We start from the raw sequence: 17,883 nt of genomic DNA on the forward strand, positions 1-17,883 counted from the left end.
AAACATGTTCGCGTATTTTTAGTTGACTGAGTTGCAGGAGAAAGTATGTCTGATTTTTCAGGATCAGGCTGGTTAGCTGAAATCTTTTTACGATATGAACTAAAACGTGGCGTCACCCGCTTAACGGATAAACAACATATCGGCCCTTTAATGGTTCAGCGGTCATTCTACCCCGAGCAAGGCATTGCACACACGTATTTACTTCATCCACCCGGTGGCGTTGTCGGGGGGGATAAACTTCTTATCAATATTGATGTTCAACCACATGCCCATGCGTTATTGACTACGCCTGGAGCAACAAAATTTTATCGCAGTGCGGGCGGTGTTGCGCGGCAAGTACAAACCTTAACGGTGGCACCTAATGGGTTCTTAGAATGGTTGCCTCAAGAAAACATTTTTTTCCCTGAGGCGCAAGTTCACATAGAGACCCATGTGCGGATCACCAGTTCATCAAAATTTATCGGCTGGGAAATCCAGTGTTTAGGCCGCCCTGTATTAAACGAACAATTCGACAACGGCAATATTCGGGGCCGATTGCAATTTTATATTGATGACAAGCTCACCTTGGCGGAATCTATCTTTATCAATGGTTCTCAAAAACAATCGGCCGTCATGCGTGAGTTTCCCATGTTCGGCTCTTTATATATCTACCCCGCCAGCGATGAATTGAAAGCAGAACTTCAAGATAGCTTAGCCTGTTTTTTCTCTACCGATGTTAGGCCGCTTGAGTATGGGCTAACTGATGTGGACGGTATTTTAGTTTTGCGGCTATTAGGCTCTCAAACCGAGCCAATAATGGCCTGTTTTGCCCATATTTGGCAGGCAACAAGACAATACTGGTTAGGTTATTGTCCTGAGCCACCGCGTATTTGGGCAACGTAAACGTTTTTTAGGAGCAAAAAATGGAATTAACCCCAAGAGAAAAAGACAAATTATTACTTTTTACGGCAGGTCTCGTCGCAGAAAGACGCTTAGCCCGTGGATTAAAGCTCAATTACCCTGAGGCCGTCGCGCTAATCAGTTGTGCGATTATGGAAGGCGCCCGTGATGGTAAAACGGTTGCCCAGTTAATGAGCGAAGGTCGAACCGTGTTAACAGCAGAGCAGGTCATGGAGGGGGTACCAGAAATGATCAAAGACATCCAAGTGGAATGTACATTTCCTGATGGCACAAAGTTGGTTTCTATCCACGACCCAATTGTATAGGTGGCAACATGATCCCCGGTGAAATTAAAGTCAATCAAGATTTAGGTGACATCGAACTCAATGCAGGTCGAGAAACCCAAATAATCCTCGTTGCAAATACAGGCGATCGCCCGATACAAATTGGCTCTCACTACCATTTTTACGAAGCAAACGAAGCGCTAAAATTTGCACGTGAAGGCACGCTTGGGTTTCGTTTAAACATCCCAGCGGGAATGGCTGTTCGTTTTGAGCCCGGACAGAGTCGCACTGTTGAGTTAGTCGCATTTAGCGGTAAAAGAGAAATTTACGGTTTCCATGGCAAGATCATGGGAAAATTAGAGAGTGAGAAATAATCATGAAAACCATCTCACGGCAAGCCTATGCGGATATGTTTGGCCCAACAACGGGTGACCGCCTACGCTTAGCAGACACAGAATTATTTTTAGAAATTGAAAAAGATTTTACGACTTATGGTGAAGAGGTCAAATTTGGTGGCGGTAAGGTCATTCGTGACGGTATGGGACAAAGCCAAGTAACCAGCGACCAATGCGTTGATGTGATAATCACCAACGCCATTATTCTCGACCATTGGGGCATTGTTAAAGCCGATATTGGCATTAAAAATGGCCGCATTGCGGGGATTGGTAAAGCCGGCAACCCTGATGTGCAACCGAATGTTGATATCGTGATTGGCCCCGGTACTGAAGTGGTTGCAGGCGAAGGTAAAATTATCACCGCGGGTGGTGTTGATACCCATATTCACTTTATTTGCCCACAACAAGCTGAAGAAGGCTTAGTGTCTGGCGTCACCACCTTTATTGGTGGCGGAACCGGCCCTGTCGCAGGCACCAATGCCACGACCGTCACGCCGGGGATTTGGAATATGTACCGCATGTTACAAGCCGTGGACGAGCTGCCGATTAATGTCGGTTTGTTTGGCAAAGGCTGCGTGAGTAAACCCGAGGCTATCCGCGAACAAATTGAAGCGGGAGCTATCGGATTGAAAATCCACGAAGACTGGGGTGCGACCCCGATGGCCATCCATAACTGCTTGAATGTGGCTGATGAAATGGATGTCCAAGTCGCTATCCACTCCGATACATTAAACGAAGGTGGCTTTTATGAAGAAACTGTAAAAGCTATCGCGGGGCGTGTCATTCACGTATTCCATACGGAAGGTGCTGGTGGCGGCCATGCCCCTGATGTGATCAAATCGGTGGGCGAGCCCAATATTCTGCCTGCGTCAACTAACCCAACCATGCCATACACCATTAATACCGTTGATGAGCATTTGGATATGTTGATGGTTTGCCACCACTTAGACCCATCTATTCCTGAAGATGTGGCTTTTGCTGAGTCCCGTATTCGCCGTGAAACCATCGCCGCTGAAGATATTTTGCATGATATGGGCGCCATTTCAGTCATGTCTTCGGACTCACAAGCCATGGGGCGTGTTGGTGAAGTGATTACTCGTACTTGGCAATGCGCTCATAAAATGAAATTACAGCGCGGAACTTTAGAAGGCGATACACCAGAAAACGACAATAACCGCATCAAACGTTACGTGGCGAAATACACCATTAACCCCGCTATCGCCCACGGTATTGCCCATGAGGTTGGGTCGATTGGAAAAGGAAAACTCGCGGATATCGTCTTGTGGGATCCCGCCTTTTTTGGCATTAAGCCTGCCTTGATCATGAAAGGCGGCATGGTCGCTTATGCCCCTATGGGAGATATCAACGCGGCTATCCCAACGCCTCAACCTGTGCACTACCGCCCAATGTTTGGCACATTAGGTAAAGCCAAATACCAAACGTCGATGATTTTTATGTCGAAAGCGGGTATTGATGCCGGCGTGCCTGAAAAACTCGGTTTACAGAGCAAAATTGGTCGTGTGGAAGGCTGCCGAAATATTAGTAAGGCATCCATGATCCACAATAGTTATGTGCCACATATTGAGCTGGATCCGCAGACTTACATCGTAAAAGCCGATGGTATTCCATTAGTTTGTGAACCTGCGATTGAGCTGCCAATGGCACAGCGTTACTTTTTATTCTGACCCCCGACGAAAGAGCCAGAACATGAAAAAATTCATTAAAATTATAGATAGCCACCAAGCATCACACACCGAGTTATCCTTGTGTTTGACTATGGATGAGCGCACAAAGAGCCGCTTAAAAGTCACCTTAAGCGATGGCCAAGAAGCCGGGTTGTTTCTGCCACGTGGTACCGTGCTTAAAGAAGGCGATATTTTAGCCACTGAAGAGGGTGAGTTAGTCACCATCGAAGCGGCAAAAGAGCAAGTATCAACCGTTTATAGCGATGACCCACTGCTGTTAGCGCGTGTTTGTTATCACTTAGGTAACCGTCACGTTCCACTGCAAATCGAAGCCGGCTGGTGTCGTTACTTCCATGACCATGTCTTAGATGATATGGCACGAGGGCTTGGCGCGATCGTCAGTGTGGGTTTGGAAAAATACCAACCAGAACCGGGGGCTTATGGTGGTTCATCCGGTGGGCATCACCACCATCATCACGATCACGATGACCATCATCACCATTAATTATATTTGGGAAGTTTATCCATGTTAGCGGATTTGCGTTTATATCAATTAGTCAGCCCGTCTTTGCCTGTTGGGTCATTTACCTATTCCCAAGGCTTAGAGTGGGCCATTGAAAAAGGCTGGGTAACCACGCCTGAAACGCTAGCAAGCTGGTTAACGGCACAAATGACCCATGCGATTGCGACATTGGAACTCCCTGTTTTACGGCAAATTCACGCCCACTTATTAAGTGCCGATATGGAAAAAGTTACCTATTGGTGTGAATTTATCATTGCCAGCCGTGAAACCAAGGAACTGCGGTTAGAGGAGCGGCAACGAGGGATTGCTTTTGCCCGCTTGCTGCCTCAACTGGGTATTGAGCTTGATACAACCACATTGACCTGCGTTAAACAAACGCAGCTTATGGCGTTTGCCCTTGCCGCAGTCAATTGGAATATTGATATCGACAAACTCTGTAACGCCTATGCATGGGGCTGGCTGGAAAACACCGTGATGTCGGGTGTTAAACTCATTCCACTCGGCCAAAGTGCGGGGCAACATATTTTGTTCACCCTAACCGAGCGCATTCCTACCATTGTCTCGCAATCGGCCACATGGCCTTTAGAAGATATTGGCAGTTTTACACCTGCACAAATTATTGCCAGTAGTCGGCATGAAACCCAATACACACGACTTTTTCGTTCATGAGAAAATGCTATGCAAGAATATAATCAACCCTTAAGAATTGGTGTCGGTGGGCCGGTCGGCTCAGGAAAAACGGCATTATTAGAAGTGTTATGTAAAGCGATGCGCGACACTTACCAAATTGCTGTTGTCACCAATGATATTTATACCCAAGAAGATGCCAAAATTTTAACCCGTGCCGAAGCATTAGATGCAGACCGCATTATTGGTGTTGAAACTGGCGGCTGCCCTCACACGGCTATTCGTGAAGATGCATCAATGAACTTAGCGGCAGTTGAAGAGCTCGCCATGCGCCATAAAAACCTCGATATCGTATTCGTGGAAAGCGGCGGCGATAACCTGAGCGCGACCTTTAGCCCAGAACTGGCTGACTTAACCATTTATGTAATTGATGTCGCTGAAGGGGAAAAAATTCCACGTAAAGGCGGCCCGGGTATTACCCATTCCGATTTACTGGTGATTAACAAAATTGACCTTGCACCCTATGTCGGGGCTTCATTAGAAGTGATGGAAGCCGATACCGCAAGAATGCGCCCAGTCAAACCCTATGTTTTCACTAACTTGAAGAAACAAGTCGGCTTAGAAACCATTATCGAGTTTATTATCGATAAAGGCATGTTAAGACGTTAATAAATTTGTTCACCCTATAGGTTTTATCTATAGGGTGCCCAATTAACAAATACGCGGTAAAGGCTCACTGTGGGGTAAATCTAATAACCTTGATGTCCCGAAGATCCCAACTAATCTGACTTGCTTCTGTTCGGTGACACAGCCTATCGTGGTCGCATCTTTCCCTAATGGGTGCTGGTGTAGTGCAGCAAGTACCGCATTTTCCGCTTCAGGTTTCACCACAATCACTAATTTGCCTTCATTGGCAAAGTTTAACGGCTCTAAACCTAATAGTTCGCACACGCCCCTAACTGCTGAAGAGACAGGTAAATCCCCCTCATTTATCGCTATCCCGCAGCCACTTGCCTGCGCAAACTCATGTAAAATAGCCGTCACGCCCCCTCGGGTCGCATCACGTAAAGCACGAACGCCATCAATTTCACGTAACGGAGCGATTAAAGGTGTTAATACCGCACAATCACTGCAAAGCTCTGCTTCTAATCCGAGTTGTTCACGCAGGTTTAAGATAGTCGCGCCGTGATCACCCAACGTACCGCTAACAATCACTTTATCCCCCGCTTGAATGTGCTGAGCCCCCCACTGAATATGGGGCGGGATCACGCCAATACCCGCGGTATTGATAAAGATTTTGTCTGCCGCACCGCGCTGTACCACTTTGGTATCGCCTGTCACAATAGCCACGCCAGCCGCTGCTGCTGTTGCAGCCATCGATTCCACAATTGAAGTCAGTTCAGAAAGTGGAAAACCTTCTTCCAAAATAAAACCGCAGGACAAATATTTTGGGATAGCCCCACTGACGGCGACATCATTCACCGTGCCGCATACCGCCAGTTTGCCAATATTACCACCCGGGAAAAAAATCGGGTCGATGACATAACTGTCGGTACTGAATGCTAAGCGGTCGCCCAATGCGGTCATTTCAGCCAGTGCTAGCCGAGCTTGGTCTTCCCGCTCATTCAACGCTGGGTTAGCAAATGCTTGCAAGAACAACTGTTCAATCAATTGCTGCATAGCCTGCCCACCACTACCATGTGCCATCGTCACCACATGATCACTCATTTATACCTCCCGACGATATTGGTAATAAGCTGCACAGGCGCCTTCAGAAGAAACCATTAGTGCACCAAAAGCGGTTTGTGGCGTACAACGGCGCCCAAACAACGTACATTCGTTAGGTTTACAGCGCCCGGTTAACACCTCTCCACAACGAGCTAGCGGGTCATCCGCCACTTTATGAGGTTGTACCTGAAAGCGCCTCTCTGCATCAAAAAACTGATAAGCTTGAGTTAATTGAACCCCTGAACCTGCAATTTCCCCCAATCCACGCCATTCACTGGTTTGTTTGAGTTCAAAAACTTCTTCTAACGCCTTCATTGCCAACAGGTTACCTTCATCGGCCACAACACGTTTATATTGGTTTTCTACCTCACAACGGCCATCAGCGATTTGGTCAACTAACATAGCTAATGACTGCAAAATATCTAAGGGTTCGAACCCTGTGACCACCAAGGGTTTATGAAAGTCTTCGGTAATAAATTGGTAGGGATGCGCCCCGATCACCATACTCACGTGTCCCGGTGCTAAAAAACCGTCAATACGGACATCCGGTTGTTCGAGTAAGCTACGCAAGGTGGGAATGATCGTAATGTGCTGGCAAAATACACTAAAATTTGCTAATTGGCGGCGTTTCGCTTGCTGCAAGGTGATTGCCGTGCTTGGCATGGTGGTTTCAAAGCCTAAACCAAAGAAAACCACTTGCCGATGAGGGTGCTGCTCTGCTAATGCCAAGGCATCTAGCGGTGAATAAACGATACGGACATCTGCCCCATTGCGTTTGGCGTCAAGTAAAGAGCCCTTTTCTCCCGGCACACGCATTGCATCGCCATAAGTACAAAAGATAACCTCTGGGCGCTGCGCTATTTCGATACAGCCATCAATTCGCCCCATTGGCAAAACGCACACAGGGCAACCGGGCCCATGAACAAATTCAATTTCGGCGGGTAATAGCTGGTCAATACCAAATTTAAAAATCGCGTGGGTATGGCCTCCACACACTTCCATGAGTTGTAATGGGCGCCGTTTTGCTTGGGGTATTTCATTCACCCGTTGATGAATACGCGCTAATAGCGCTTTTGCAAGAACAGGGTCGCGAAATTCATCGACGTACTGCATCTGTTGCTCCTGCATTTAAACAACTAAAATCGCTAACTTCGTGGTCTAGCTGGCTCATCGCGGTTAACGCATCCAAGGTGGATTGCGCTTCTTCTTCATTGATGATGCTCATGGCAAACCCGACGTGTACCAATACCCATTGCCCTAATAAATCAGCGGTTTCCCCCTCACAAATTAAGCCAATATTCACGTCGCGTTTTACACCACAAACATCCACTTGGGCGAGTTGGTGAATGTCTTCACCAACGGCAACTATTTTGCCCGGAATACCTAAGCACATAGCTGTGTCTCCAACCATGCCAGCCAAGCATCCATCCCTTCACCGCATGTCGCAGACACTTGGATAACTTGGATATTGGGATTCACCTGTTTGGCATTGGCGATACAAGCATCAACATCAAAATGTAGATAAGGCAATAAATCAATTTTATTCAGCAACATGATATCTGCTGCCGCAAACATATGCGGGTATTTGAGGGGTTTATCTTCCCCTTCCGTGACCGACAGCACCGCCACTTTATGGCGCTCGCCCAAATCAAAGCTAGCAGGGCACACAAGATTCCCCACATTTTCAATAAATAACAAGCTGTTATCTGCTAACTCTAAACGTGCTGTTGCATCGTGCACCATTTGTGCATCTAGGTGACAGCCTTTTCCTGTATTCACTTGAATCGCAGGCACACCCGTTTCGCGGATCCGCTGTGCATCATTGGTGGTTTGTTGGTCACCTTCAATCACTGCGCAATTGATTTTGTCACGCAGCCTTAACAGCGTTTCCGTTAATAAGGTGGTTTTTCCCGAACCCGGGCTAGAAACGAGATTTAGCGCTAAAATATTCTTCTGGTTAAAATCGTTACGGTTATGCTCTGCCAGATGGTTATTTTTATCTAACACATCCATTTCAATTTGTAGCATGCGTTTCTGGCTGATCCCCGGTGCATGGGTACCCGCTTCACCGTGTCCATAATCAAGGTCATGATGTTCGCCAGCCGGTTTAAAACTTGCCTCTGCGGTTTGGTAAATATGTTTGTGCTTATGTTTGTGTTTATGCTTTTTAGATTTGCTTTCAGCAGGTGCGGGTTCATATTGGTGATAATGGTTGTGGACATCACCTTGATGATAGTAATGGTGATAAATAATCACTGTTTGCCCGTGAGGTTCATGATCATGATGATGGTCGTGATCATGATGGTCATGATCGTGGTGGTGATCATGGCCGTGATGGTGGTCGTGAGCATGGCCGTGATGGTCATCACCCTCGATTTTGCGTTCTCCCGATGCACATCCACAAGTACTGCACATAAGTTTCACTCCCAACAGCTAAATTGTTAAATTAGATTAATACATAATCCATAGAGGCTGGTTGATACACCTCAAGCTCACCTCAAAAAGCTATTCCACTTCCAACTCTTTGATGCGTAAACTCTCCCCACTTTCCACTTTCAGGTTCACCCCCTGACAGCATGGACAAACCGATTGGTGGCTATCTATTTCCACTATTTCACTGCAATCCCAACACCATGCTTGTGCGGGCTGGTAAATAATGTGGAGCTGGCAGCCTTCTGCAACCGTACCACGACAAACGACATCAAAACTGAAGCGAAAGGCACTCTCTTCAACACAAGAGAGCGCACCGATTTCAAGCCAAACAGCGATGACTCGGTTAACTGCATTTTTTTTCGCCTGCTGTTCAATAATGTCTATCGTACTTTGGCATAACGAAACCTCATGCATCCTGCCCCCTTAAGTGGCGGGCAAACAATGCTCTACGTTCAGGTGCTTGAGGAATATTTGGGTCACTTACTGGAAGCGATAACAATATTCGCTGGCAATCATCCGTTAGGTGAATACCTTGTTCTGGTGTCATTTTCTTTTCTAATGGCGACATTAATGAACACGCGAAATATTGGGTTAAACCGTCTAATTCACCCACGGTATAGGTCATTTCACCATAGGGGAGGATTAACCCAACCTTGTCACCGACCACGCGACGAGGCCAGTACTGTTCAGGCCCCGGTAGAATAATCGCGCTGAGCATCCAAGGCGTGATCACCGCGCCCACCCATTGCCCTTCAAACAGGGCAAACTCACTGGCGTGCACAGGCATCGTTGGATGTAAAAATGACAAATCATGCATCGATTGTTCAGCAACTCGCACAAATGCGGCCTCAACCAGAGGCCGAGGGCTAGTTTCATAACCTAAGATGTCATCCGGCATGCAAACTCTCTTCTTTCGCTATGATTTCCAAGCCTTCGCTTCGCAAAACCTCAATAACCTTTTGTAAAGCTGGCTCTAAAGCGGCCTGCCCTATTGCCGTCAAACCGATATGCGGTTCGAGGGACTCAGGCACAACGCCAACTAATGTTAGCCGCTGTGGGAATTCATCGGTTAAATGCAAAGCGGATAACACATCAGACAAACCTAATTGATGCGGGGAGATTTTACGCGTAAACAGGGCAGGAACTTCGTCATCGCGCAAGACTAAAATCGAGCCAGCCTGCTGGCTTGATAACACGACATCGGCGATGATCAAATGGTCTCTATCTGCCATCGGGCCAATCAGTTCCATTCCTGCGGTTCCACCATCTAGCACTTCCACGCATTCAGGCAGGTGATAGCGCTGCTCTAAAGCCTCTACGATGCGTACCCCAATTCCTTCATCGCTCAGCAAAATATTGCCAACACCCAAGACTAAAATACGCATTACAACACCTTAACCTTAGTGACTTCGCCACCTTCTGGGTCAACAATGTGCACAGCACAAGACATACAAGGGTCAAATGAGTGAATGGTTCGCACCACTTCAAGGGGTTTAGCAGGATCAGCAACAGGGGTTCCTACCAATGCTTGCTCATAAGGGCCTGGCTCATCATTAAAATTACGCGGACCTGAGTTCCAAGTGGATGGCACTACCGCTTGGTAATTTTCAATTTTACCGTCTTTAATCACCACCCAGTGAGACAGTAATCCGCGAGGAACTTCCCCAAAACCTACCCCTTTAATCGTGGCATTTTCAGGGAAATGTGGTTTCACAAACGTGGTGTAATCGCCTTTTCCTATGTTATCGACCAGCGCTTGCCACTGAATAGACAGAGTTTCATTCAGCACACAGCAACGAACGCTACGACCGATAATTCGACCCAATGTGGAATGCAATTGATCCACACTAATCGTATTGCCCGTCAGTGTTTGGTACAGGTTTACCACATCATTAAAGTGTTTTTCTGTTGGCTCATGTTTTGCTGCTAATTTACACAACAAGTCAGCAAGCGGCCCAACCTCGACGGTTTTATCATAAAAAGTTGGGGCTTTTACCCATGAATATTTACCGTCATCATCCCAGCCAGTGTAATCTGGGTTGGTGGTGCCTTCCCATGGAGCCTGTGGCTCATTTTCTTTGTACCATGCATGTTTGCTACTTTCTTTGATGCCGTTGATCAAATACTCATCCATATGGCTCGTAATGGGGCGATAAGTACTAAAATCGCTGTTTTCCAAATAGCCACCCGGTAATAGGAAGCTCCCGTTTTTACCATCCATTGGCATTTCAGGCATGCACATGTAATGTTTCGCGCCTTGACCGACTTCGAGCCATTCAGGGTAGCCCGCGGCAATCACTGCTGCGTCAATCTTATACACTTGCTCAATAAAATCCCCTAAACGGTCAATAAAGGATTTCACATACATCAAACGTTCAAGGTTCAGAACCCCGACACCATCAAGGTTAATAGGGTTTGCCACACCACCAACTGCAAGGTTTTGAATATGCGGTGTTTTCCCGCCTAATAACGCCACAATACGGTTAGCATCTCGCTGACATTCAAGGGCTTGTAAATAGTGGGCCACGGCAATTAAGTTTACCTCAGGCGACAGCTTCATCGCTGGGTGCCCCCAATACCCATTGGCAAAAATACCCAATTGCCCACTGGCAACCAATTTTTTAATTTTATCTTGAACTCGCGTGAATTCTTCTGGGCTATTCAATGGCCACGTCGAAACGCCTTTCAATATTTCTGCTGCTTTATTTGGGTCTGCATTCAGTGCAGAGGTGATATCCACCCAATCTAACGCAGATAATTGATAGAAATGGACTATGTGGTCTTGAATGGTGTGCGCGGCTAAAATCATATTACGGATATACTGCGCATTCACTGGCACATCAATATTTAAAGCACTTTCAATAGTGCGTACCGACACAATACCGTGCACCGTGGTACAAACCCCACAAATACGCTGCATAATCATCCAGGCATCACGGGGGTCTTTCCCTTTGACTATCTCTTCCATACCACGCCACATCGTGCCTGAAGCCCAAGCCTTGGTGACTTTTCCATCTTCAATTTCACAATCAATGCGTAAGTGACCTTCGATACGAGTGACTGGGTCTATTGTTATACGTTGGCTCATGCTTTACCTCGGGCCTCTGAATGGCTCATCGTTGTTTTTTTCAATGCTGGAATAACAGGTAATAAGCGGATCAATAAGATATAAGCGCATACCTCTATTGCCACAAAACCTATTGAAATTAAAAGCTCTTCTGTTGTTGGGAAGTAGTCGTATCCGCCCCCAGGGTTAAATGCAACGAGGGAGTAGTTCATCCGCCACATAGCCGCACCAATCAATATGCTTAAACCACTTATATATAACCACCGAGAATCATTTCTCAGTGATGGCATACGGAAAATAACCAATGGGAAAACCATTAATGCGGTTTCTATCCAGAACATCATGGCGTAGAAATCGGTATTGAAGATATGGTGCAACTTGCCCCGATAAATTAGTTCACCGAAACGGCAGACCAAGAACAGCACTAACAATACCTGCAAGATCCGAGTGATACGAACAAACAGTGGCCGTTCATCAGCGCCTTGCCCCCGCAACGCGGCTTGGAGCAATGACCCTTCGAAAATCACAATGGAAAAGCCCATAATGAATGCAGTCAGTAATGAGAGTAGTGGCAACATTTCATAACTTTGCCAAATAGGATGGACTTTATGCCCTGCTGAAATCATCAATGAACCCATTGATGATTGGTGCATCATTGGCAGTAATGCGCCAAGAGCAATAATAAAGAACATCACTTTATTCAGACGTTTTAACGAAACCTTCCAACCAAAGCGCTCACACAGTGCGGGGGCAAACTCTAATGCCATCACCCCGATATAAATCGTCATACACACTGCGGTTTCGAACAGCACCGAATTGGTGTTAAAGAAACCGGGGATGTAAAAGTAAGGCAAGTTCCAGTAGCGGCCTACGTCAATAGTGATGGACAAACCACCGAGAGAGTAACCGAACAAGCTGGCTAATAATGCGGGGCGCACTAACGGATGATATTCACCGCGGTTAAATACGTACACCGCCCAAGCCAGTGCCCAACCGCCACAAGCAAAACCGGTACCAATTAGTAAGTCAAAAGCAATCCAAATCCCCCAAGGATAGCCACCATTTAGGTCAGAAACTGAGCCCAAACCGAAGACCAAGCGTTTAACAATCAAAATGACACAAATCAGCACCAATGGCCCAAAGACCATGATTGGCCAACTGACTAAACGCCCGCCTAGCGGCTGCTCTTTATGATGCGTCGTCATTTGAGTCATCTCCTTCGTGTTTGTCATTCTTGGTATTGCGGTACACCAAGAAACTCAGCCCTGCCAACGCGGCCAATGGCAGTACCATGCCTTTGTAAAGCGTGTGCTGCACATATTCAGAACGCGCCCCTGTAGACAACTGCTCCAATTCAGGTAGTCCAAGGTTTTGATATGGCACACCGGAAAGAACAATGACTTGTGTACCACCGCCTTCAAGTTCGCCATAAATATGGGACTCATATTTCGGCACTTTAATCACATTCGGGTCATTGCTGTGTAAGGTTTGTCTTGGATAACCGTACTCATCACCGACTTTGAGTGTTAGACGTTTTTTGGCTTCCGCGAGTAATTCTTCCCGCCTCCCAAAAATTACTGCGCCCGTTGGGCAAACTTCGACACAACCCGGCAAACCACCCTTGTCTAAGCGTTCGACACCTTTTTGGTTACATAACTCGCATTTATGAATTGCACCAAATTTGTCATCGTAGGCATATTTCGGGATATTAAATGGACACGCCACCATGCAATAGCGGCAACCGGTACATACGCTAGCATCGTAATGAACAATGCCGGTTTTTGGGTCTTTTTTCAGCGCTTGTACTGGGCAAACCGACACACAATTAGGGTCAACACAGTGCATACATTGCTTTTTAATGTAGGCATAGCCATCTTTTTCTTGGTCTTTATGAACACCTGTTCCACTGCTCCAAACCTGAATAATATTGTTGGTATAAGGGGTGAGTTTGTCATTATTTGACCAAGTTTGTTCCCCAGCCGGGTTACGTTTTGGGTGGTTAATATCTTGGCATTTTGTCACGCACGCCTGGCAACCAATACACAGGGTCGAGTCGTACAGCATCCCCAAAGAGTTAGGGATCGGTGGGCGGTTTTCTGGCCCCGCCAAACTAGGTGAACTTCCCGCAAGTAATGCTCCCCCAGCGGAAAGTTTAAGAAAATTTCGTCTATTCACGGTTATTCTCCCCGTGAGTCAGTATCTTGTTGGCGTTTTTGACGGCCTAGCTCACGTACCGCCATCACGCTGACTCCAGCCACTAACCCGACAACACCACCGATTAGCCCCACAGCCGTAGATGAAATTTGGCCACCTTCGCGGTTATTGACATCCGGTTTATCCGCCCGTGGTGTTGGGTTTTCCACACTCGCCAGCTGATGGATCGCTTTGTGAAAGCCCACATTTTCTTCATTACAGCCATAACAAGGGTGACCAATTGCCACAGGCCAGACACCGCCAACATCGCAGAATTGCAATGTTGAGCAGTTCCCGTAAGTTTCAGGCCCCTTACAACCTAAATGGTATAAACACCAACCTTCACGATGACCATCATCACCGAACTCTTTTGCGAAGCGGCCCGCATCAAAATGAGGACGACGCTCACAGTGTTCATGAATTAAACGACCGTACGCGAACATTGGGCGATTTTTACTATCCAGTTTTGGTGGGCGATTAAACGTAATTAAGTGCGCGACTGTCGCAAGGAAGTTATGTGGATTAGGTGGGCAACCAGGAATATTGATAACTGTTTTGTCTTTAATGACTTGATCTAAACCCACGGCTCCTGTTGGGTTATCACCTGCAGCAGCGACGCCCCCCCACGAAGCACAAGAACCAATCGCAATCACGGCCGCAGCGTTTTCAGCCACTTCGCGGATATGCTCAACAATCGGTTTACCTGCAACCATGCAGTAAATACCACCATCTTTCAATGGGATAGATCCATCAACAACTAAAACATATTTCCCTTTATACTTCTCCATCGCATTATGTTTATTTTGTTCAACTTGCTCACCAAAGGCGGCAGACAGTACCTCGTGGTATTCCAATGAAATGGTATCGAGAATTAAATTCTCCAAGGTCGGGTGGGTAGAACACAGTAAAGATTCCGTACACCCCGTACACTCTTGGGCACCAATCCAAATGACCGGTGGTCGTGCTGGGTCACTAATAGATTCAGCAATTTGGGCGGCAGCCTTCCCACTTAACCCCATTGTTGCTGCCAGTGCTGTACATAACTTCATAAAATCACGGCGATTAATACCATGAGAAGAAATAATAGAGTTATCTCCTATCATTCTTTTTTCCTATTATTATGGGTGGCTTAGAACCTATTCATTAGGCAAATTCTGTTTATTATCTTAAGGTTATAGATACTACAAAGCCCTGTGTACAAATGATGCACACACCTTTGGCTTGTATTTGTCTATTTAAAAAGTAAACAAAACCAAGTCTAATGAAATAAATTCTTATTTAATTAACCTGATGCATAAATATAAAATAGGATCCTATTCCTACCGCTCCTAAATCATTTGATCTTCATCAAGAGGCAATAAGAAATTTTCTTTTTTTTATATATTTGCTAGAAAAATCGATTCAGTAAACGGTATTTAAAAATGAGGAAAAATATAAATAAACCAATTTTATTTTCAATAATGCGTTATATATCACATTACCATAAATAAAAAATACATTTATTTTCATTGCGATACCTTGATTTGTAATTTCAATTTAATTAATTAAGCGAAATATGAGTATTAATAACAATCAATATATTAATATAGTAAATAACATGCTGAATAAGAATCAATATCAACGAAGTAATATAGGAAATTAAAATAACAAACTGTAAAAAGATAGTTAGATATACAACCGTGTTAATATAATATTATTCGTCAATATCAATATTAGGTCTTAACAACGCAGAAGCAATAGTAACTTGTCCGAGTGATAATCCACCATCTCCCATGGGAAATTGTTTTGCATATAACACATCGAACTCAGGTAGATTATTTACGATTAGCTCTCTCAACAATTGGTTATGGATCACGCCACCCGACAAAACAATTAGCTTAGTACCATATTGCTTCGCGGATTTTCTTGCGAGCTCAGTAAAACCTTGCGCTAATGCTACATGAAAGGCATGTGCCCGTTGTGGTTTAGGCGCACAGTACGCCATCCACTGTTGCCAAAATGTATGTAAATCCAATTGTTGCCCCACTAATGGCATAGTGACCGGATGTACGCTCACGGGTGATTTCATGGCAATCGCTTCCAGTTGGCAAGCCGCCTCCCCTTCCCAACGAGTTTGTGCTGTGCAAATACCTAACGCTGCAGCAACTGCATCAAAAAGCCGCCCAGAGGATGAAGCCGTTGGGCTATTTATCCCTTTTTCAATTGCCTTTTGTAACCCCTGCCAAGGAAATGACATTAAATCAGCGGCGCACTCTTGCTCTTGCCACTGGGGAACAAATTGCAAACAATGTGCGAGGAGATTACGCCATGGTTGCCGAGAAGCTAGCTCTCCGCCCGGCAGTGCAACTGGGGGCAAACCGCCAAGATATTGACTGGATTTATAATCCACCAATAAACATTCACCTCCCCATAGACGGTGGTCAGCGCCATACCCTAATCCATCGAGAGCTAACCCGATGACTTTGCTCCCGTTTAGCGGCAAACCATGTTCAGCCATTACCGCAGCAATATGTGCATGATGATGCTGCACTTTTATCAATGGGATCCGTAATTGCTGTGATAACGCCTCGCCATAGCGCGTACTTACATAATTCGGATGCATATCAGAGACTATAGCGGTTGGCGTAAAACGATAAATAGATTCAAATAATGTAATAGCTGACTGATATTGCTCAAAAATATCTATATCATCAAGGTCGCCTAGGTGTTGACTCATGACTGCACTTTTATCTCGCAATAAACAAAAGGTATTTTTAAGATCTGCCCCTAAAGCCAGTATTGATGGGGAATGCTCAAATCCTTTAGGCAAGTCAATCGCATCAGGGACATAGCCCCGTGCACGGCGGAGCATTTCCGCTTGTCCATCATGATAACGCACCAATGAGTCATCCGCGCGTTGGACAATATCGCGGTTATGAGTGAGCCAAACATCCGCGATATTCACTAAATCAGCCAATGCAGCTTGCTCGCTCAACACAGGGGGCTTCCCTGATGCATTTCCTGACGTCATCACTAATGGGCGATTAACTTGTGCCATCAATAGGTGTTGCAATGGGTTAGAAGGCAACATAACACCGATTTCCGCTAGATTTGGTGCAATATATTGGCTTAATACAGGATTTTTCCAATTTTTAATCAATACAATCGGAGCGGCAGGGCTTTTTAATAATGCACGTAAGCCATCACTCAGCGGCATATTGTGCTGCTCTAACCAATTCAGTGATGGGATCATCACCGCCAGTGGCTTAGTTGGGCGGCATTTACGAACACGCAAAGCCTCTACCGCCTCATCACTGCTTGCATCACAAGCAAGATGAAAACCGCCAATCCCTTTAATAGCAACAATTTTTCCTGCCAATAATTGCTGAGCTGCCAAGAGTAATGCGTTCTCATTATTTGCAATCGTTTTTCCTGATGGGTCGCACAATTTAATTTCAGGGCCACACACCGCACAGGCATTAGGTTGTGCGTGAAAACGCCTATCTGCGGGAGATTGATATTCTTCTAAGCAATCAGAACACAACGGAAAATCAGCCATTGCAGTATTGGGTCTGTCATAAGGCATACGACGAATAATCGTGAAACGCGGGCCGCAATGCGTGCAGTTTGTGAACGGGTAATGAAAACGTCGATTAGATGGGGTAAAAAGCTCTTGTTGGCATGCATCACAAGTGGCAGCATCTGGGATGACTTGGGTGTCCATTTTGCCTTCACCACTACGGCGGATCGTAAATGCAATTGGTAATGTATCCCATTGAAAAGGTTGTGATTCAATACTTTCTATAAGGGCTAACGGCGGGCAGTGTTGGTACAATAACTGAATAAATTCAGTAGGTTCTGAACCAGTACATAAGCGAACCAGCACGCCTTCGCCATCATTACAGACATCACCTAAAAGTTGGTATTGATGTGCTAATTGCCAAACATAGGGGCGAAACCCCACACCTTGCACTTTCCCCTTGATGCGTAACTGTATGCCACCTTTCACTGAAATCCCCTCTTACCACTATGAGGCTATTTTCACGCTAAAACATAAAAAAAACTTCACTTAAGATCAAAAAAAGTTGTG

The 17,883-nt window shown here is 45.8% G+C and carries 19 protein-coding genes; 7 read left to right on the forward strand and 12 right to left on the reverse strand.

All coding sequences use genetic code 11. The features are described from left to right. Positions 1 to 45 precede the first annotated feature (45 nt). From M0M83_RS16535 to ureG, 7 genes are read left to right on the forward strand one after another with little or no spacing between them, the layout of a single operon-like run. Positions 46 to 882 carry an urease accessory protein UreD gene (locus M0M83_RS16535; RefSeq protein WP_125890369.1) on the forward strand — a complete coding sequence of 279 codons (837 nt, stop codon included), beginning with the start codon at positions 46 to 48 and terminating at the stop codon, positions 880 to 882. Positions 883 to 902: 20 nt separating this feature from the next. Continuing rightward, positions 903 to 1,205 carry an urease subunit gamma gene (locus tag M0M83_RS16540; protein ID WP_004908484.1) on the forward strand — a complete coding sequence of 101 codons (303 nt, stop codon included), beginning with the start codon at positions 903 to 905 and terminating at the stop codon, positions 1,203 to 1,205. 8 nt (positions 1,206 to 1,213) lie between these two features. Continuing rightward, the gene (locus tag M0M83_RS16545; RefSeq protein WP_125890370.1) at positions 1,214 to 1,537 is read left to right on the forward strand and encodes an urease subunit beta; all 324 of its coding nucleotides are present in this window, start codon (positions 1,214 to 1,216) and stop codon (positions 1,535 to 1,537) included. Positions 1,538 to 1,539: 2 nt separating this feature from the next. Continuing rightward, complete coding sequence (gene ureC, locus M0M83_RS16550; RefSeq protein WP_102137871.1) at positions 1,540 to 3,243, forward strand: urease subunit alpha; 1,704 nt, start codon at positions 1,540 to 1,542, stop codon at positions 3,241 to 3,243. A 22-nt stretch (positions 3,244 to 3,265) separates the two neighbouring features. Then, complete coding sequence (gene ureE, locus M0M83_RS16555; protein ID WP_248466994.1) at positions 3,266 to 3,748, forward strand: urease accessory protein UreE; 483 nt, start codon at positions 3,266 to 3,268, stop codon at positions 3,746 to 3,748. 21 nt (positions 3,749 to 3,769) lie between these two features. After that, positions 3,770 to 4,435 (forward strand): urease accessory protein UreF, encoded by a 666-nt coding sequence (locus M0M83_RS16560; protein ID WP_140171546.1) that lies wholly within the window; start codon positions 3,770 to 3,772, stop codon positions 4,433 to 4,435. A gap of 9 nt (positions 4,436 to 4,444) precedes the next feature. Further along, positions 4,445 to 5,062: an urease accessory protein UreG gene (gene ureG, locus M0M83_RS16565; protein WP_125890373.1), complete on the forward strand. Its 618-nt coding sequence runs from the start codon at positions 4,445 to 4,447 to the stop codon at positions 5,060 to 5,062. A 42-nt stretch (positions 5,063 to 5,104) separates the two neighbouring features. On the opposite strand, the gene hypE is transcribed toward ureG, so the two are convergent. From hypE to hypF, 12 genes are all read right to left on the reverse strand, one after another. Further along, positions 5,105 to 6,121: a hydrogenase expression/formation protein HypE gene (gene hypE, locus M0M83_RS16570; protein WP_125890374.1), complete on the reverse strand. Its 1,017-nt coding sequence runs from the start codon at positions 6,119 to 6,121 to the stop codon at positions 5,105 to 5,107. Then, positions 6,122 to 7,234, reverse strand: coding sequence for a hydrogenase formation protein HypD (gene hypD / locus M0M83_RS16575; protein WP_248466995.1), 1,113 nt, complete (start codon positions 7,232 to 7,234; stop codon positions 6,122 to 6,124). Continuing rightward, a complete protein-coding gene (gene hybG, locus M0M83_RS16580; RefSeq protein ID WP_248468464.1) occupies positions 7,218 to 7,514 on the reverse strand; it encodes a hydrogenase maturation factor HybG in 297 nt (98 codons plus the stop codon). The genes hypD and hybG overlap by 17 nt, the downstream gene beginning before the upstream one ends. After that, complete coding sequence (gene hypB, locus M0M83_RS16585; RefSeq protein ID WP_248466996.1) at positions 7,505 to 8,536, reverse strand: hydrogenase nickel incorporation protein HypB; 1,032 nt, start codon at positions 8,534 to 8,536, stop codon at positions 7,505 to 7,507. The genes hybG and hypB overlap by 10 nt, the downstream gene beginning before the upstream one ends. 90 nt (positions 8,537 to 8,626) lie before the next feature. Beyond that, a complete protein-coding gene (gene hypA, locus M0M83_RS16590) occupies positions 8,627 to 8,968 on the reverse strand; it encodes a hydrogenase maturation nickel metallochaperone HypA (protein WP_248466997.1) in 342 nt (113 codons plus the stop codon). Then, positions 8,961 to 9,452, reverse strand: coding sequence for a hydrogenase-2 assembly chaperone (gene hybE, locus M0M83_RS16595; RefSeq protein ID WP_248466999.1), 492 nt, complete (start codon positions 9,450 to 9,452; stop codon positions 8,961 to 8,963). Before hybE ends, hypA begins: the two co-directional genes overlap by 8 nt. Next, a complete protein-coding gene (locus M0M83_RS16600; RefSeq protein WP_248467001.1) occupies positions 9,442 to 9,939 on the reverse strand; it encodes a HyaD/HybD family hydrogenase maturation endopeptidase in 498 nt (165 codons plus the stop codon). The genes hybE and M0M83_RS16600 overlap by 11 nt, the downstream gene beginning before the upstream one ends. Beyond that, a complete protein-coding gene (gene hybC / locus M0M83_RS16605) occupies positions 9,939 to 11,642 on the reverse strand; it encodes a hydrogenase 2 large subunit (protein WP_248467002.1) in 1,704 nt (567 codons plus the stop codon). Before hybC ends, M0M83_RS16600 begins: the two co-directional genes overlap by 1 nt. Next, positions 11,639 to 12,826, reverse strand: coding sequence for a Ni/Fe-hydrogenase cytochrome b subunit (gene hybB / locus M0M83_RS16610; RefSeq protein WP_125890381.1), 1,188 nt, complete (start codon positions 12,824 to 12,826; stop codon positions 11,639 to 11,641). The genes hybC and hybB overlap by 4 nt, the downstream gene beginning before the upstream one ends. Then, the gene (gene hybA / locus M0M83_RS16615) at positions 12,810 to 13,796 is read right to left on the reverse strand and encodes a hydrogenase 2 operon protein HybA (protein WP_248467003.1); all 987 of its coding nucleotides are present in this window, start codon (positions 13,794 to 13,796) and stop codon (positions 12,810 to 12,812) included. Before hybA ends, hybB begins: the two co-directional genes overlap by 17 nt. A 2-nt stretch (positions 13,797 to 13,798) precedes the next feature. Then, on the reverse strand, positions 13,799 to 14,917 hold the full coding sequence (gene hybO, locus M0M83_RS16620) for a hydrogenase 2 small subunit (protein ID WP_125890382.1): 1,119 nt from the start codon (positions 14,915 to 14,917) through the stop codon (positions 13,799 to 13,801). 590 nt (positions 14,918 to 15,507) lie between these two features. Next, positions 15,508 to 17,802, reverse strand: coding sequence for a carbamoyltransferase HypF (gene hypF, locus M0M83_RS16625; RefSeq protein WP_248467004.1), 2,295 nt, complete (start codon positions 17,800 to 17,802; stop codon positions 15,508 to 15,510). Positions 17,803 to 17,883: the final 81 nt, after the last annotated feature.

Origin of the sequence: Providencia rettgeri, assembly GCF_023205015.1 — a bacterium.
In the GTDB taxonomy this organism is placed as follows: Bacteria; Pseudomonadota; Gammaproteobacteria; order Enterobacterales; family Enterobacteriaceae; genus Providencia; species Providencia rettgeri_E.

Coding starts and splice junctions, on each gene's coding strand:
- hybO (WP_125890382.1), bottom strand. CDS start 14,917: ATGATAGGAGATAACTCTATTATTTCTTCTCATGGTATTAATCGCCGT.
- hypA (WP_248466997.1), bottom strand. CDS start 8,968: ATGCATGAGGTTTCGTTATGCCAAAGTACGATAGACATTATTGAACAG.
- hybC (WP_248467002.1), bottom strand. CDS start 11,642: ATGAGCCAACGTATAACAATAGACCCAGTCACTCGTATCGAAGGTCAC.
- M0M83_RS16560 (WP_140171546.1), top strand. CDS start 3,770: ATGTTAGCGGATTTGCGTTTATATCAATTAGTCAGCCCGTCTTTGCCT.
- M0M83_RS16535 (WP_125890369.1), top strand. CDS start 46: ATGTCTGATTTTTCAGGATCAGGCTGGTTAGCTGAAATCTTTTTACGA.
- hybB (WP_125890381.1), bottom strand. CDS start 12,826: ATGACGACGCATCATAAAGAGCAGCCGCTAGGCGGGCGTTTAGTCAGT.
- ureE (WP_248466994.1), top strand. CDS start 3,266: ATGAAAAAATTCATTAAAATTATAGATAGCCACCAAGCATCACACACC.
- M0M83_RS16545 (WP_125890370.1), top strand. CDS start 1,214: ATGATCCCCGGTGAAATTAAAGTCAATCAAGATTTAGGTGACATCGAA.
- hybG (WP_248468464.1), bottom strand. CDS start 7,514: ATGTGCTTAGGTATTCCGGGCAAAATAGTTGCCGTTGGTGAAGACATT.
- hypD (WP_248466995.1), bottom strand. CDS start 7,234: ATGCAGTACGTCGATGAATTTCGCGACCCTGTTCTTGCAAAAGCGCTA.
- hypE (WP_125890374.1), bottom strand. CDS start 6,121: ATGAGTGATCATGTGGTGACGATGGCACATGGTAGTGGTGGGCAGGCT.
- hybE (WP_248466999.1), bottom strand. CDS start 9,452: ATGCCGGATGACATCTTAGGTTATGAAACTAGCCCTCGGCCTCTGGTT.
- hypB (WP_248466996.1), bottom strand. CDS start 8,536: ATGTGCAGTACTTGTGGATGTGCATCGGGAGAACGCAAAATCGAGGGT.
- M0M83_RS16540 (WP_004908484.1), top strand. CDS start 903: ATGGAATTAACCCCAAGAGAAAAAGACAAATTATTACTTTTTACGGCA.
- M0M83_RS16600 (WP_248467001.1), bottom strand. CDS start 9,939: ATGCGTATTTTAGTCTTGGGTGTTGGCAATATTTTGCTGAGCGATGAA.
- ureG (WP_125890373.1), top strand. CDS start 4,445: ATGCAAGAATATAATCAACCCTTAAGAATTGGTGTCGGTGGGCCGGTC.
- ureC (WP_102137871.1), top strand. CDS start 1,540: ATGAAAACCATCTCACGGCAAGCCTATGCGGATATGTTTGGCCCAACA.